General features: G+C 64.5%; 16 protein-coding genes and 1 pseudogene. 9 read left to right on the top strand and 8 right to left on the bottom strand.

Annotated elements, in window-relative coordinates; all coding sequences use genetic code 11:
• The coding region (locus EN780_RS40425) for an NmrA family NAD(P)-binding protein (protein ID WP_245499882.1) at window positions 1-257 on the bottom strand (257 nt) is incomplete at its 3' end.
• Window positions 258-416: 159 nt separating this feature from the next.
• Here EN780_RS40425 and EN780_RS05470 point away from each other — a divergent pair.
• Window positions 417-1,349, top strand: a complete 933-nt coding sequence (locus EN780_RS05470) for a LysR family transcriptional regulator (protein WP_128272497.1) — start codon at window positions 417-419, stop codon at window positions 1,347-1,349.
• Between the two features lie 367 nt (window positions 1,350-1,716).
• Here the strand turns inward: EN780_RS05470 and trpA are convergent.
• The 3 genes and pseudogenes from trpA to EN780_RS05455 form a co-directional block, all read right to left on the bottom strand.
• Window positions 1,717-2,115 (bottom strand): annotated as a pseudogene (gene trpA / locus EN780_RS05465) (tryptophan synthase subunit alpha); the annotation flags it as partial.
• A 2-nt stretch (window positions 2,116-2,117) separates the two neighbouring features.
• Complete coding sequence (trpB, locus tag EN780_RS05460) at window positions 2,118-3,338, bottom strand: tryptophan synthase subunit beta (RefSeq protein ID WP_127311389.1); 1,221 nt, start codon at window positions 3,336-3,338, stop codon at window positions 2,118-2,120.
• A 26-nt stretch (window positions 3,339-3,364) separates the two neighbouring features.
• Window positions 3,365-4,024 carry a phosphoribosylanthranilate isomerase gene (locus EN780_RS05455; protein WP_128272496.1) on the bottom strand — a complete coding sequence of 220 codons (660 nt, stop codon included), beginning with the start codon at window positions 4,022-4,024 and terminating at the stop codon, window positions 3,365-3,367.
• Window positions 4,025-4,135: 111 nt separating this feature from the next.
• On the opposite strand from EN780_RS05455, the gene EN780_RS05450 reads away from it, so the two are divergent.
• Window positions 4,136-4,354 carry a hypothetical protein gene (locus tag EN780_RS05450; protein ID WP_127283604.1) on the top strand — a complete coding sequence of 73 codons (219 nt, stop codon included), beginning with the start codon at window positions 4,136-4,138 and terminating at the stop codon, window positions 4,352-4,354.
• A gap of 27 nt (window positions 4,355-4,381) precedes the next feature.
• Here EN780_RS05450 and EN780_RS05445 read toward each other — a convergent pair whose 3' ends face one another.
• The 4 genes from EN780_RS05445 to EN780_RS05430 form a co-directional block, all read right to left on the bottom strand.
• A complete protein-coding gene (locus EN780_RS05445) occupies window positions 4,382-5,140 on the bottom strand; it encodes a M48 family metallopeptidase (RefSeq protein WP_127283603.1) in 759 nt (252 codons plus the stop codon).
• A gap of 119 nt (window positions 5,141-5,259) precedes the next feature.
• A complete protein-coding gene (locus EN780_RS05440; protein ID WP_127311391.1) occupies window positions 5,260-5,745 on the bottom strand; it encodes a DUF2852 domain-containing protein in 486 nt (161 codons plus the stop codon).
• 75 nt (window positions 5,746-5,820) lie between these two features.
• Complete coding sequence (locus EN780_RS05435; RefSeq protein ID WP_128272494.1) at window positions 5,821-7,005, bottom strand: benzoate/H(+) symporter BenE family transporter; 1,185 nt, start codon at window positions 7,003-7,005, stop codon at window positions 5,821-5,823.
• Window positions 7,006-7,007: 2 nt separating this feature from the next.
• Window positions 7,008-7,802 carry an alpha/beta hydrolase gene (locus tag EN780_RS05430; protein WP_128272492.1) on the bottom strand — a complete coding sequence of 265 codons (795 nt, stop codon included), beginning with the start codon at window positions 7,800-7,802 and terminating at the stop codon, window positions 7,008-7,010.
• Between the two features lie 219 nt (window positions 7,803-8,021).
• Here EN780_RS05430 and infC point away from each other — a divergent pair, with 219 nt between their 5' ends.
• From infC to pheT, 7 genes are all read left to right on the top strand, one after another.
• On the top strand, window positions 8,022-8,558 hold the full coding sequence (gene infC / locus EN780_RS05425) for a translation initiation factor IF-3 (RefSeq protein WP_059187883.1): 537 nt from the start codon (window positions 8,022-8,024) through the stop codon (window positions 8,556-8,558).
• 182 nt (window positions 8,559-8,740) lie between these two features.
• Entirely contained in the window at window positions 8,741-9,391 is a 651-nt protein-coding gene (locus EN780_RS05420) for an isoprenylcysteine carboxylmethyltransferase family protein (protein ID WP_128272490.1), read from the top strand.
• A 230-nt stretch (window positions 9,392-9,621) separates the two neighbouring features.
• Window positions 9,622-9,825 (top strand): 50S ribosomal protein L35, encoded by a 204-nt coding sequence (rpmI, locus tag EN780_RS05415; protein ID WP_027166935.1) that lies wholly within the window; start codon window positions 9,622-9,624, stop codon window positions 9,823-9,825.
• A 93-nt stretch (window positions 9,826-9,918) separates the two neighbouring features.
• On the top strand, window positions 9,919-10,320 hold the full coding sequence (gene rplT / locus EN780_RS05410; protein ID WP_042637600.1) for a 50S ribosomal protein L20: 402 nt from the start codon (window positions 9,919-9,921) through the stop codon (window positions 10,318-10,320).
• 140 nt (window positions 10,321-10,460) lie between these two features.
• The gene (gene pheS, locus EN780_RS05405) at window positions 10,461-11,558 is read left to right on the top strand and encodes a phenylalanine--tRNA ligase subunit alpha (RefSeq protein ID WP_128272488.1); all 1,098 of its coding nucleotides are present in this window, start codon (window positions 10,461-10,463) and stop codon (window positions 11,556-11,558) included.
• Window positions 11,555-11,992, top strand: coding sequence for a GFA family protein (locus tag EN780_RS05400; protein WP_127311560.1), 438 nt, complete (start codon window positions 11,555-11,557; stop codon window positions 11,990-11,992). The genes pheS and EN780_RS05400 overlap by 4 nt, the downstream gene beginning before the upstream one ends.
• Window positions 11,989-13,720, top strand: a 1,732-nt coding sequence (gene pheT / locus EN780_RS05395) for a phenylalanine--tRNA ligase subunit beta (protein ID WP_128272486.1), incomplete at its 3' end; no start/stop codon positions are given. The genes EN780_RS05400 and pheT, both read left to right, overlap by 4 nt.

Here is a 13,720-nt window from a genome sequence, read left to right as displayed (position 1 = left end):
GGCGTCATCAAGAACGCCCCGGCCGAACCTTTCAGTGCTTCGGTCAGTTCGGCCTGCCGGCCGAATTCCAGGGGCGCCACCACGACCTCGGCCCCCTTCTTCGCCAAGGCTTGCGCTGGTTGGCTGTCGAGACGGCGAGTCAGCGCACGCACGCGGTAGCGTCCACTGTCGAGCAGGGACTTGGCGACGCTGCGACCCTGCTTGCTCGAGGCCCCGACAACCGTGATCAGGGGTTTGGAGGTATCAATCTGGCTCATGCTGATTATATCCCGGCTTGAGGGCGAAATCGCTTCGGCCCCGGACAGACGATCACGCCTGGCCGCCGAAAAGCGTGCCGCGACGTTTGGCTCAGCAAGAGTCTCGGACGATTCTACCTATTTTTGAAATCGCATAAGTGATCGGCTACTATCCATTCCATGGATACCAAACGCCTTGATCTCAATCTGTTGGTTACGCTGGAGACGCTGCTGATCGAGCGCAACGTCACGAAGGCGGCTGCCCGACTGCATCTGAGCCAGCCAGCGGTAAGCGCCCAGTTGAACCGCCTCAGACAAGAGTTCGACGACCAACTGCTGATTCCCGCCCAGCGAGGGATGACGCCGACGGCCAAAGCAATGGAACTGCTCGACCCGTTGCGCCAAACCCTTGATCAAGTTCGCGCCACGGTCAGCTCGCATCGGAACTTCAATCCGGCGAAGGCCAGGCTGATCTTCGCGATTGCCTGTACGGACTATCTGCAAGCTGCGATAGTCAAGCCGCTTGTCCTGGAGCTCAGGACGCTAGCACCGGGCGTTCGCGTTGCGATACGCAATCTGGACCTGCCGCAATTGGAAGCGCAGATGGCGCGCGGTGATGTGGATTTGGCACTGATGACGCCGCAGGAGGCCCCGCAAGGTCTTCGCGCTCGACATCTATTCGATGAGCGCTACGTGCTTATCGGCCGCAAGAAGCATCCGCGGCTGCGGGAAGGAATCACGGTCGCTGAATTTGCCGAGTTGGAGCAAGTGGTCGTGTCCGTGGAAGGCGGCGGCTTCGCGACACCGGTAGACAGTGCCTTGGCCGCTCTCGGACACAAGCGTAATGTCGTGCTCTCCGCGGCTTCGTTCCTGTTCGTCCCCGAGATCGTGTCTCGCTCGGACTTCGTCGCGCTGGTCCCGGAACGGCTGGTGCGTGATTCCGCGGACAAGCTTGACGTGATGGACTGTCCGTTTCCCGTTGAAGGCTTTGCGGTGGGAATGGTGTGGCATGAGCGCAGCCATGGACACAGCGGCCAGCGCTGGATCCGTGAGACCGTAGTCTCGCTTGTCGCGAATGAATCCTCGTCTCGGGCGCGCCATGGTTCCAACTAGACCGGTTCGGCGTTCATTGAAACGCCGAACCGCTCTGTCTCTTTGGCGCGATTTCGGACGGAAAACCGTCCACGCCTTTTCAGGAATTGCGTCACGCAGCCTGTTTGGTGCGCGCGTCCGACTTCTCCAGATAGTAGGTCGAATAGCGGTCGAAGAATTTCTCGGAGCCACCGAGCGATCCGTATTTCGCCAGCCGCTTCAGATCGACCTTGTTGAGCACGGCGCCAATGATCTTGTTGGCGACGTAGGGCTCCGATTCCAGCATCGAGCGCACCATGGCGCGCGGCGTGCGGCCCCATTCGGTGACCAGCACGAATCCGTCGACGAGCGGCGCGAAGGCCTTGGCGTCAACCACGGGACCCAGCGGCGGCAGGTCGACGACGATCAGCCCGTCGATGCCGCTGGCCTTGGCATCGGCAAGGAAACGCTCGACGCCGTAGATGTAGATCGGGTTGTAGTAGCCCATCAGCACGATCGGCGTCTCGTTGTCGGCGGTGCGGAATTCCGACGCCATCTTCAGCGTCTTGACCAGCGTCTGGCCGCCTTTCAGCGCCCTGAGGCCCGCCGCCTGGATGGCCGGGCCGTCGGCCATCGGATCGGAAAACGGCATGCCGAGCTCGATGACGTCGCTGCCTGCGCCGGGCAGCGCCTTCATGATGGCTAAAGAGGTGTCGTAATCGGGATCGCCGCCCATGAAATAGGTGACGAGCGCCGGGCGGCCCTCGGCTTTCAGCTTGGCCATGCGGCGGTCGATGCGGGTCGTCATGATCAGATCTCCATGCCCAGCATGTTGGCCACCGTGTGCACGTCCTTGTCGCCGCGGCCGGACAGGTTGACGATGACGATCTGGTCCTTGTCCATGGCCGGAACGATCTTGACCGCATGCGCGATGGCATGGGCCGATTCCAGCGCCGGGATGATGCCTTCGACGCGCGTCGTCAGCTGGAAGGCCTCCAGCGCCTCGTCGTCGAGGATCGGCACATATTCGACGCGGCCAGAGTCGCGCAGCCAGGAATGCTCGGGGCCGACGCCGGGATAGTCGAGGCCGGCCGAAATCGAGTGGCCGTCGAGGATCTGGCCGTCGGCATTCTGCAGCAGATAGGTGCGGTTGCCGTGCAGCACGCCCGGCGCGCCGGCATTCATCGACGCGCAATGCTCGACGCCATCGAGGCCGCGGCCGCCGGCTTCGATGCCGATGATGCGGACGTCCTTGTCGTCGAGGAAGGGATGGAACAGGCCGATGGCGTTGGAGCCGCCGCCAACGGCGGCGATGATGGTGTCGGGCAGGCGGCCTTCCTGTTCGAGGATCTGCGCGCGGGCTTCGGCGCCGATCACCGACTGGAAGTCGCGCACCAGCTCCGGATAGGGATGCGGGCCGGCGGCGGTGCCGATCAGGTAATAGGTGTCCTCGACATTGGTCACCCAGTCACGCAGCGCTTCGTTCATGGCGTCCTTCAGCGTGCCGTGGCCGGCGGTGACCGGCCGCACCTCGGCGCCGAGCAGCTTCATGCGAAAGACGTTGGGGCTTTGCCGGGCGACGTCGGTGGCGCCCATATAGACGACGCAGGGATAGCCGAAACGGGCCGCGACGGTGGCCGAGGCGACGCCATGCTGGCCGGCGCCGGTCTCGGCGATGATGCGCTTCTTGCCCATGCGCTTGGCGAGCAGGATCTGGCCCAGGCAATTGTTGATCTTGTGCGAGCCGGTGTGGTTCAAATCCTCGCGCTTGAAATAGACTTTCGCGCCGCCGAGATGCCTCGTCAGGCCTTCGGCGAAATAGAGCTTTGAGGGCCGCCCGGCGTAGTGGGTCGACAGGTTCTGCAGCTCGGCCTTGAACTCCGGATCGTTCTTGGCCTCGTTCCAGTGCCGTTCGAGGTCGAGGATCAGCGGCATCAGCGTCTCGGCGACGAAGCGGCCGCCGAAAATGCCGAACATGCCCTGCTCGTCGGGTCCGGTGCGGAAGGAATTGGGCATAGCCGGCTTGTTCATCGCCGATCTCCTGGTTCAAGAATTGCTCAGGCGGCGCGGTCGTCGCGCGCGGCCCTGACGGCCCGGAAAAACTGCTCGATCAGCGCCGGATCCTTGACGCCCGGGGCGCTTTCCACGCCCGACGAAATGTCGATACCGGGTGGATTGGCTGATCTCAGGGCGTCGCCGATGTTGAAGGCGTTGAGCCCACCGGAAAGCATGTAATCGACGCCGGCGTCAAGGCCGGCAAGGATATGCCAGTCGAAGGCGACGCCATTGCCGCCCGGCAATTCAGAGCCTTTCGGCGGCTTGGCATCGAAAAGGAAGCGGTCGGCGATGCCGACGAACGGTTTTATCCGCTCCAGATCGGCCGTCTCACTGATCGACAATGCCTTCATCACCGGCAGGCCATAGCGCGCTTTCACCTCGGCCACCCGCCCGGGCGTTTCGGAACCGTGCAACTGCAACATGTCAGGCTGCATTCTGGCGACGATCTCATCCAGGAAGGCGTCGCTGGCATCGACTGTGACGGCAACCGCCAACGCCTTGCCGCGCGCCGCCTCGCGCAACCGGCCAGCGTCGGCGGGCTCGATATAGCGCGGGCTCTTGGCGAAAAAGATGAAGCCGACATGGCTGGCGCCGCCGGCCAGCGCCGCGGCCATTGCCGCGTCGGTCTTCAACCCGCAGATCTTGATGTCGAGCGCCATGGCGCGGGGATTGGCACGAAAAGCCGCAAGAGTCGAGAAAAAGCATGCTGTTGCCGCCACGGCGGAAAGCACTACCTTTCAAACAGGGGACATTGGCGGGAGCAGACAATCATGACCGATCGAACCGTTGCCGAACTCAGGCAAAAGATCGCGCAGGCGCGCGACGTGATCGCGCATCTGATGGACAAGGCCGCCTTCAATGGGGCCGAGGCGCACCGGGCGCTGGACTATTTCGGCGGTGACGCTTTCGACCGCAATTTCCTGCCGTGGCCGCAACATGGCGCCGAGGGGTTGCGACCGGAGGAACTGAACGCGGCGAATGATGACTGAGCGGCCGGCCCAAGGCCGCCGGACGCATCAATCGAACACGATCGCCTGCAGGGCGCCGCCGTTGCGCTTCAGCCAGTCCTTGCAGCGGTCGGTGTCGGGGCAGAGCTTTTCGCACAGTTTCCAGAATTTCGGGCCGTGGTTCATCTCCTTCAGATGCGCCACCTCATGCGCGACGAGGTAGTTTATCACCGGCGCAGGCGCCATCATGATGCGCCAGGAGAAGGACAGATTGCCTTCCGAGGTGCACGAGCCCCAGCGGCTGGAGGTGTCCTTGAAGCGGATCGCCTTGGCGCGCTTGCCGAGCGCTTCGGTGTGTTTGGCCACCAGCTTCTCGATCTCGCGCTTGGCCTCGCGCTTCAGATAGTCGGCGATGCGGCGCGGCAGATGCACGCGCTCGCCATGCACGATCAGCAACGGGCCACGCTCGTCGCGCGAGATGGTGACGGTGCCGCGCTTAGACGGATCATGGACGATGCGATGCGCCACGCCGCGCACCGGAATCTTGATGCCCGGCCGCACCTGCGGCCTTGTCGGCACCTTGGCCAGCCGCTGCTCCAGCCAGTCCTGGTGACGGTCGAGGAATTTCTCCACCTCGCCGCGGCGCAGGCCCGGCGGCACGGTGATACGCAGGCCCTGGCCGCCGGAATCGATGCGCAGCGTCAGCCGCCGCGCCCTGTGGCTTTCGACGATCTTGAGCGGCAGCGTACGGCCGGCAACGCTGTGCTCGCGCTCGACGACGGGCGCGGGCTTGGGTTTGGTCAGGCTGCGGAAAAAGCCGATGGTCATGGCCGGACGATACGCGATTCGAGGAAAACGACCAGTGGAGCGAACTTAAAAAGAGAACAAAAACGAAACGGCGCCGCTTGCGCGACGCCGTTTGTCATAGCGAGGCCGGTCGCGCAACCTCAGTCGTCAAGCAGGTTCGAGCCCTTGCGCTTGGGGGTCGACGGGCTTGCCGGCTTGGTCGTCCCGGTCGTGGTTGGCGCGGTCGACTTGTTGCGGTTGGCCATGAAACGATCGAACTCGTCCTGGTCCTTGGCGCGGCGCAGCTCGCGGGCATAGTCGTCGAACTCGGTCAGCATCTCGTCGAGCTTGCGGCGTTCCTCGGCCAGGCGGTCGAGCTCCTTTTCGCGCCAGTCGTCGAAAGCGACGTTGCCGGTGCGGGCCGAGCCGTGGCCCCAGCGCGCGGCCTTGTCGGAACCGCGGCGGCAGCCGGCGAAGATGCCGTCGGTGGCGCGGTTCACGTCACGCTTGAAGCCGTCGAGCCGGTCGCCCCAGATGATGTAGGCGAGCATGGCGAAGCCGAGCGGCCAGAACACCATGAAGCCGATCACCATCAGCGCGATGGTCGCCGGCGTCCAGGCCGGACGGATCAATGCAGTTGTGTTCATTTTCTCCCAGTCCTTCCGTTGGGCACAGCCAATCCTGGCTGCGTGGAATCGAGATGGGATGGGCAAAACGGCGATTCAAGATGACCGCATCCAAAACCGGACAAAGGGCTGAAATGATTGTCTCATTTTGAGTTCTTCGAGGAAAAGCACGACCATTCCGGCAACCAGGCCCCAGAATGCCGCGCCGACGCCGAACAGCGTCAACCCCGAGGCGGTAACGGCGAAGGTGACGATGGCGGCCATGCGGTGGCCTTCGTCCTTGAGCGCGATCGACAGCGCGTTGGTCAGCGGCGCCATCAGCGCAAGACCCGCCACCAGCACGATGAGGGCCTGCGGCAGCACGGCGAAGATCGCCACCAGCGAGGCGCCGAACATGGCGAAGACGAGGTAGGCGAGCGTGTAGAACGGGCCTGTCTTCCAGCGCTCGGCGGGATCGGGATGGACATCCGGCCCGGTGCAGATCGCCGCTGAAATCGCCGCCAGATTGGTGGTCGGCCCGCCGAACGGCGCCGACAGCAGCGAGAAGAAGCCGGTGACGCCGATCAACGGACCGGGCTCGGGGTGGTAGCCGGCGGCCTTCAGCACGGCGAGGCCGGACAGGTTCTGCGAGGCCATGGTGACAAGGTAGAGCGGCAGCGCAAGCCCGATGACGGCGCCGGCCGTGAACTGCGGCGCAATCAGCGTCAGCGTCGACAGTTCCGGCGCCGGCAGGCCGCCGACACGGCCGGTGAGGAAGGCGGCCAGGCCACCGCCGATCAGCACCGCCAGCACCGATAGCGCCGGATTGAACAGACGGATGACGAAGAAGGCCACGATCAGCGGCAGGATCAGCCAGGGATCGGAAGGGATGGTCTTGAAGGCATTGGTGGCGAAGCCGACGAGGATGCCGGCCAGCATGCCGGAAGCGACGGAGGGCGGAATCCGGGCGATGAATTGGGTCAGCGGCTTGAACAGGCCGGTGGCGATCAAAAGCACCGCGGTGACGATGAAGGCGCCGACCGCCTCGTTCACCGAAAAGCCGCTCGATGCCGCGAGCAGCGCCAAGCCGGGCGTCGACCAGGCGGTGATGACCGGCATTTTGGTACGCCACGACAGCCACAGGCACTCGACCGCCATCGCCAGGCAGATCGCCGTCACCCCGCTCGCCGTCTCGACCTGCGTCGCGCCGACCGCCTTGGCGGCGGCGATGACGACGGCCAGCGTGCCGCCGAAGCCGACGATCGCGGCGACGAAGGCGGATATCGGAATGGAGATGCGCATGCTCACATGCCCCGCTGCACCATATCGCCCACCGCCCGCAGCAGCAGGTCGAGATCCTGCGGCCGCGACAGGCGGTGGTCGCCGTCGGGAATGAGCGAAAGCGTCACGTCGTCGGCCGGCAGCAAGGCGGCAAGCTTGAGCGCGTGGCTGGACGGCACATCCGCATCGGCGAGGCCCTGCAGGATGTGGACCGGGCAGTGGGTGTCGATCGGCCCGCCCATAACCAGGTTCTTGCGGCCGTCCTCGATGAGGGCGCGCGTGTAGATATAGGGCTCGGCCGAATAGTCCGACGGTTCGGCGAAGAAGCCCTTTTCGAGCAAATCCTGCTTCTGCGCCTCGGTCAGCGCCGGCTCGACCAGCTCGGCGGTGAAATCCGGCGCCGGCGCCAGGAGCACCAGGCCGGTGACACTGGCGTCGCCCGCTTTGCGCAGTTCCTGCACCATGCGCAGCGCGATCCAGGCGCCCATCGAGGAGCCGACCAGGATCTGTTTGCCTTGGGTGAAACGGCGAAAGACGGCGAGGCTCTCGGCCAGCCATTTCGAGATGGTGCCGTCGGCGAAGGCGCCGCCGGACTCGCCATGGCCGGAATAGTCGTGGCGCAGGAAGGCTCTGGGCTCCTTTGCCGCCCATCCGGCCAGCGTCTCGGCCTTGGTGCCCAGCATGTCGGACTTGTAGCCGCCGAGCCAGACGACGCCGGGCGCGGCGCCTTGCGACGGCATGACGGCCGCGCCTTGCGACTGCCTGACGGCGATGCTGGTTCCCCCGACATCCAGAAACATGGGAGCGGTTGCGGTCATGGCTGGCGTCTGGTCCTGTTCCTTGTGCCGGTCTTTTGGCACGGCGGAGCGTTCGACGAAAAGTGCTCTGCAACTTTCTTTGCTTGGTGCAGACGCGGGATCAGGTGATTTCTTGCGAAGGCTGTGCTATTGACTTGCGCCGCGCGCTCACCACATTGGCGCGTCCCGACCATCCGAACCCTACGAACCCCGAACGAAACGGCCAAGGAGACCACGACCATTCGCAGACCTTTCAAAGCAGCGGCGCCCACCAAGGATGGGCCGCGCTCCAACCGCGACATCCGGGTGCCCCGGGTCCAGCTCATCGACGCAGAAGGCCACAATCGTGGCGATGTTTCCATCAACGACGCATTGCTGCTGGCCGAAGAGGCCGGGCTCGATCTCGTCGAGATCTCGCCCAACGCGCAGCCGCCCGTCGTCAAGATCCTCGATCTCGGCAAGCTGAAATACGCCAACCAGAAGAAGGCGGCCGAAGCGCGCAAGAACCAGAAGGTCATCGAGATCAAGGAGATCAAGATGCGCCCGAACATCGACAGCCATGACTACGAGACCAAGATGAAGGCGGTGCGCCGCTTCTTCGAGGACGGCGACAAGGTCAAGCTGACGCTGCGCTTCCGTGGCCGCGAAATGGCGCATATGGAACTCGGCATGCAGCTCCTGAACAAGGTTCGCGAGGAAGTGGCGCCGATCGCCAAGGTCGAAGCCGAACCGAAGCTCGAAGGCCGCCAGATGATGATGGTGCTGGCGCCCCGCTGACAGGCGGGCGCCGACCAACCCAGGCGTTGGCGTCGATCACGGCTTCGAGAAGCCGAATTGACCACTTTCCATGGCAGCGTGCTCTAAAATCCGCCTGAATTGCGGAGCACGGCGTCCCGACGATCGGCGGGGCGCCTGTTTTCAATCCGATCGCCGGCAAACCTCGACGATCGGATTGCATCATGGTCGATGACGTCAAATACCCTGACACCAACCCCGTGAAATACGGGCTGGGCAACTACCAGCAGATGCGCAGACTGGTGCTGGCGGTGCTGATCGCGGTGCTGTTCGCCGCGCTGCTGTTCGGCCAGTCGACCTTTCCGCCCGACACGTGGCTGCATGAGTCGATCGAGATGTTCGGCGTGCTGCTGATCTTCCTGGGCATCGTCGGACGGCTGTGGGCGACGCTCTACATCGGCGGCCGCAAATCCTCCGAAGTGGTCACCGGCGGCCCCTATTCGATCACCCGCAACCCGCTCTATGTGTTCTCGACGGTCGCCGCCGCCGGTGTCGGGGCGCAAATCGGCTCGTTCACCGGCATCATCCTGTTCGCGGCCCTGTGCGCCGGGGCGTTCCACATCGTCATCCTGCGCGAGGAGAAATTCCTCAAGGAGGCGCTCGGCGCCCCTTACCGAGCCTATCTGGCGAAAGTGCCGCGCTTCTTCCCCGACCTCTCGCTCTACGACGAAGGCGACACCGGCAGCTTCAAGCCGCGCCTGCTTCTGAACACGCTGCTCGACGGGCTGGTGTTCCTGGTCGCGCTGCCGGCCTTCGAGCTTATCGACGGCGCGCAGCTGTCGGGCGTGCTGCCCGTGCTCTTCAGGCTCCCCTGATCGCGGACAGAGCGTCGCATGGCTTGAGGTGTTGCGCGCCGGCCGTGTTTGATCTATAGGACCGCCGTTCCGCGTATCGGCCCGAAATCGTCTTTCGGAAAGATACGCAGGAACAAAAACGAAAACCGCCCGGCAGGGCATGCCGTGGCGGTTTCATTTGCTTTTCGGGCTTTGGTCGGCCCGAAGCGAACAAGAAGCGCGATGGTGCGCCCACAATACGGAGTAGCAAAATGCCCAAGATGAAGACCAAATCGGCCGCCAAGAAGCGGTTCAAGATTACTGCCACCGGCAAGGTGCTGTCGGCTGCCGCCGGCAAGCGCCACGGCATGATCAAGCGTTCCAACAAGTTCATTCGCGATGCCCGCGGCACGATGGTTCTGGCTGAACCGGACGGCAAGAAGGTCATCAAGAATTTTCTGCCGAACGGCCTCTGAGCATTCGGCCTGGACACGCAACTGGTTTGACGCAATTCCGAACGGAAAACCGCTAAACACTTTTCCTGGAATTGCTTTTAAGGAGATCATGACATGGCACGCGTAAAGAGAGGCGTCACCGCTCACGCCAAGCACAAGAAGGTCCTGAAAGCCGCCAAGGGTTTCTACGGCCGCCGCAAGAACACCATCCGCATCGCCAAGCAGGCGGTGGAGAAGTCGCTGCAGTACGCCTATCGCGACCGCAAGAACCGCAAGCGCTCGTTCCGCGCGCTGTGGATCCAGCGCATCAACGCCGCGACCCACGAGCACGGCCTGACCTATGGCCGCTTCATTGACGGCCTCAACAAGGCCGGTATCGAGATCGATCGCAAGGTCCTGTCCGACATGGCCATCCACGAGCCGCAGGCTTTCGCCGCGCTGGTGGCCAAGGCCAAGGTCGCGCTCGAATACCTGAAGAACACCACGCCGAACGCTTTTGAAAGCGCTGTCGCCTAAGCCAGCGCTTCCCAAGCATTCGCAATTCTGATTTGGGGAACCCGCGCTGGCACGGCTGGCGCGGGTTTTTCTTATGCCTGATGCAACCAAAATGGTGACGCACCGGACACTGGTGGTTGCCCGATCGAGAGGGTTTCACCGTGAACGCCAGTGCTGGAAATCTTGAAGTCCTGGAAGGCTCGCTGCTTGCCGACATAGCGGCAGCCGCTGACGAGGCTGCGATCGAGGCGGTGCGCGTCGCGGCGCTGGGCAAGAAGGGCTCGGTCTCCGAAATGCTGAAGACGCTCGGCGCGATGACCGCCGAGGAGCGCCAGGTGAAGGGCCCAGCGATCAACGGGCTGAAGAACCGCGTCACCGAGGCGCTGAACGCGCGCAAGGCGGAACTGAAGGACGTGGCGATCGCCGCCCGGCTCGCCGCCGAGACGGTCGACGTGACGCTGCCGGTGCGTCAGTCGCCGGCCGAGCGCGGCCGCATCCACCCGATCAGCCAGGTCATCGACGAGATCGCGGCGATCTTCGGCGATCTCGGCTTCGCCATCGCCGAAGGCCCCGATGTCGAGACCGACTACTACAATTTCACCGCGCTGAACTTCCCGGAAGGCCACCCGGCGCGCGAAATGCACGACACCTTCTTCTTCCAGCCGGACGAGAAGGGCGAGCGCAAGCTTTTGCGCACCCACACCTCGCCGGTGCAGATCCGCACCATGGAGCGGCAGAAGCCGCCGATCCGCATCGTCATCCCGGGCAAGACCTACCGGCAGGATTCGGACGCCACGCACTCGCCGATGTTCCATCAGGTCGAGGGGCTGGTGATCGACAGATCAGCCAACGTCGCCAACATGAAGTGGGTGCTGGAGGAGTTCTGCAAGGCCTTCTTCGAGGTGCCGAGCGTCAAGATGCGCTTCCGCCCGTCCTTCTTCCCGTTCACCGAGCCGAGCCTCGAGGTCGACATCCAGTGCGACCGCTCGCGGCCGGGCGAGGTGCGCTTCGGCGAGGGCTCGGACTGGATGGAGATTCTTGGCTGCGGCATGGTGCACCCCAATGTGCTGCGCCATGGCGGGCTCGATCCCGACGAGTACCAGGGCTTTGCCTGGGGCATGGGCATCGACCGCATCGCCATGCTGAAATACGGCATGCCGGACCTGCGCGCCTTCTTCGATGCCGACGTGCGCTGGCTGTCGCATTACGGCTTCAGGCCGCTCGACCTGCCGACGCTGTTCGGAGGCCTCTCGGCATGACGGCGCCGCACACCGGCGGCTGCCGCTGTGGCGCGGTGCGGTTCGAGGCGTCAGTCGAGCCGCACCACATCAGCTACTGCCATTGCGGCGATTGCCGGCGGGCGAGCGGCGCGCCGGTGTCGGCGTTCGTCGGCTTCATGACCGACCAGATCGCGCTCGACGGCAAGGCACTGAAGCGGTTCGAGAACGGCCCAGTAACGCGCACCTTCTGCGGCGTCTGCGGCTCGCCGATCGCCTATACGGATGAGCGGCTCGCCGGCCACATCTATTTCACCCTCGGTTCGATGGACATGCCGGCCTATTTCAAGCCGACGCACCATGCCCATGTGCGCGAGCAGCTCCCCTTCCTGCATATGCCCGACGACCTGCCGCGCCATCTCAGGACCAGCGTGACCAGGCCCGATGGGCAAAGACCAGACGGAACACAGTCATGAAATTCACCCTCTCCTGGCTCAAGGACCACCTCGAGACCGACGCCTCGCTCACAGAGATCGTCGAGCGGCTGACCGCGATCGGCCTCGAGGTCGAGCATGTCGACGACAAGGCGGGGCTAAGACCCTTCGTCATCGCCAAGGTGCTGACGGCGGTGCAGCATCCCGACGCCGACCGGCTGCGCGTGCTGACGGTCGATACCGGCGACGGCAAACCGCCGGTGCAAGTGGTTTGCGGCGCGCCGAACGCCCGCGCCGGGCTGATCGGCGCCTTCGCCGCCCCCGGCACCTACGTTCCCGGCATCGACGTGACGCTCGCGGTCGGCAAGATCCGCGGCGTCGAGAGCCACGGCATGATGTGCTCGGAGCGCGAGTTGGAAATCTCCGACGAGCACAACGGCATCATCGACCTGCCGCAGGACGCGCCTGTCGGCACCAGCTTTGCCGCCTACGCCCATCTCGACGATCCGGTGATCGAGATCAATCTGACGCCGAACCGGCCGGACGCGACCAGCGTCTACGGCATCGCGCGCGATCTTGCCGCGAGCGGGCTCGGGCGCCTCGTCGGCGGCGGGATCATGCCGCATGCCGGCGATGGCCTCTGCCCGGTCAAGGTAACGATCGAGGCGCCGGAACTCTGCCCCGGCTTCGCGCTCACGCTGATCAGGGGCGTGAAGAACGGCCCGTCGCCGAAATGGCTGCAGCAGCGGCTGCTCGCCATCGGGCTCAGGCCGATCAGCGCCTTGGTCGACATCACCAACTACGTCACCTTCGACCGCGGCCGGCCGCTGCATGTGTTCGACGCCGAGAAAGTGACCGGTAACCTCACTGTGCGCCGGGCAAAGGATGGCGAAAAGGTGCTGGCGCTCGACGGCCGCGAATACACGCTGACGCCGGAAATGTGCGTCATCGCCGACGAGGACGGCGTCGAATCGATCGCCGGCATCATGGGCGGCGAGCATTCTGGCTGCGACGAGAACACCACCGACGTGCTGGTCGAATCGGCGCTCTGGGATCCGATCACCACGGCCCGCACCGGCCGCGCGCTCGGCATCATCACCGATGCGCGCTACCGCTTCGAGCGCGGCGTCGACCCTGAATTCATGGTGCCCGGCATCGAGCTGGCGACCAAGCTGGTGCTCGATTTCTGCGGCGGCACGCCGACCGAGATCGAGGTGGCGGGCTATGCCGGCCACAAGCGGAAAACCGTCTCCTTCCCGCTGTCGGAAGTGAAGCGGCTGACCGGCATCGAGGTGCCGCAGGCCGAAAGCCTCGACATCCTGACCCGCCTCGGCTTCGAGCCGCAGGGCTCGGGCGACGTCGTCAAGGTGAAGGTGCCGTCGTGGCGGCCTGATGTCGACGGCAAGGCCGACCTGGTCGAGGAGGTGATGCGCATCCACGGCGTCGACAATATCGCGCCGCAGCCGCTGACCTCGCATGACGCGGTCAACGGCAAGATCCTGACGGTGCTGCAGATCCGCACCCGCGCGGCCAAGCGCGCGCTTGCCGTGCGCGGCATGATGGAGGCCGTCACCTGGTCGTTCATTCCGGCCAAGCACGCCGAACTGTTCGGCGGCGGCCAGACGGCGCTGAAGCTCGCCAACCCGATCGCCGCCGACATGTCGGACATGCGGCCCTCGCTGCTGCCCGGCCTGATCTCTGCCGCCCAGCGCAATGCCGACAGGGGCATTGGCGATGTGGCGCTGTTCGAGGTTTCCGGCACCTATGAGG

The organism is Mesorhizobium sp. M4B.F.Ca.ET.089.01.1.1, from assembly GCF_004022605.1.
Taxonomy (GTDB): Bacteria; Pseudomonadota; Alphaproteobacteria; order Rhizobiales; family Rhizobiaceae; genus Mesorhizobium; species Mesorhizobium abyssinicae.
Note: the sequence above shows the minus strand (reverse complement) of the source record. Positions and strands in the feature narration are given on the sequence as shown.

Bases quoted from the DNA above. Each gene is read 5' to 3' on its own strand.
- EN780_RS05470 (WP_128272497.1), top strand. From the start codon at position 417: ATGGATACCAAACGCCTTGATCTCAATCTGTTGGTTACGCTGGAGACG.
- trpB (WP_127311389.1), bottom strand. From the start codon at position 3,338: ATGAACAAGCCGGCTATGCCCAATTCCTTCCGCACCGGACCCGACGAG.
- EN780_RS05455 (WP_128272496.1), bottom strand. From the start codon at position 4,024: ATGGCGCTCGACATCAAGATCTGCGGGTTGAAGACCGACGCGGCAATG.
- EN780_RS05450 (WP_127283604.1), top strand. From the start codon at position 4,136: ATGACCGATCGAACCGTTGCCGAACTCAGGCAAAAGATCGCGCAGGCG.
- EN780_RS05445 (WP_127283603.1), bottom strand. From the start codon at position 5,140: ATGACCATCGGCTTTTTCCGCAGCCTGACCAAACCCAAGCCCGCGCCC.
- EN780_RS05440 (WP_127311391.1), bottom strand. From the start codon at position 5,745: ATGAACACAACTGCATTGATCCGTCCGGCCTGGACGCCGGCGACCATC.
- EN780_RS05435 (WP_128272494.1), bottom strand. From the start codon at position 7,005: ATGCGCATCTCCATTCCGATATCCGCCTTCGTCGCCGCGATCGTCGGC.
- EN780_RS05430 (WP_128272492.1), bottom strand. From the start codon at position 7,802: ATGACCGCAACCGCTCCCATGTTTCTGGATGTCGGGGGAACCAGCATC.
- EN780_RS05420 (WP_128272490.1), top strand. From the start codon at position 8,741: ATGGTCGATGACGTCAAATACCCTGACACCAACCCCGTGAAATACGGG.
- rpmI (WP_027166935.1), top strand. From the start codon at position 9,622: ATGCCCAAGATGAAGACCAAATCGGCCGCCAAGAAGCGGTTCAAGATT.
- rplT (WP_042637600.1), top strand. From the start codon at position 9,919: ATGGCACGCGTAAAGAGAGGCGTCACCGCTCACGCCAAGCACAAGAAG.
- EN780_RS05400 (WP_127311560.1), top strand. From the start codon at position 11,555: ATGACGGCGCCGCACACCGGCGGCTGCCGCTGTGGCGCGGTGCGGTTC.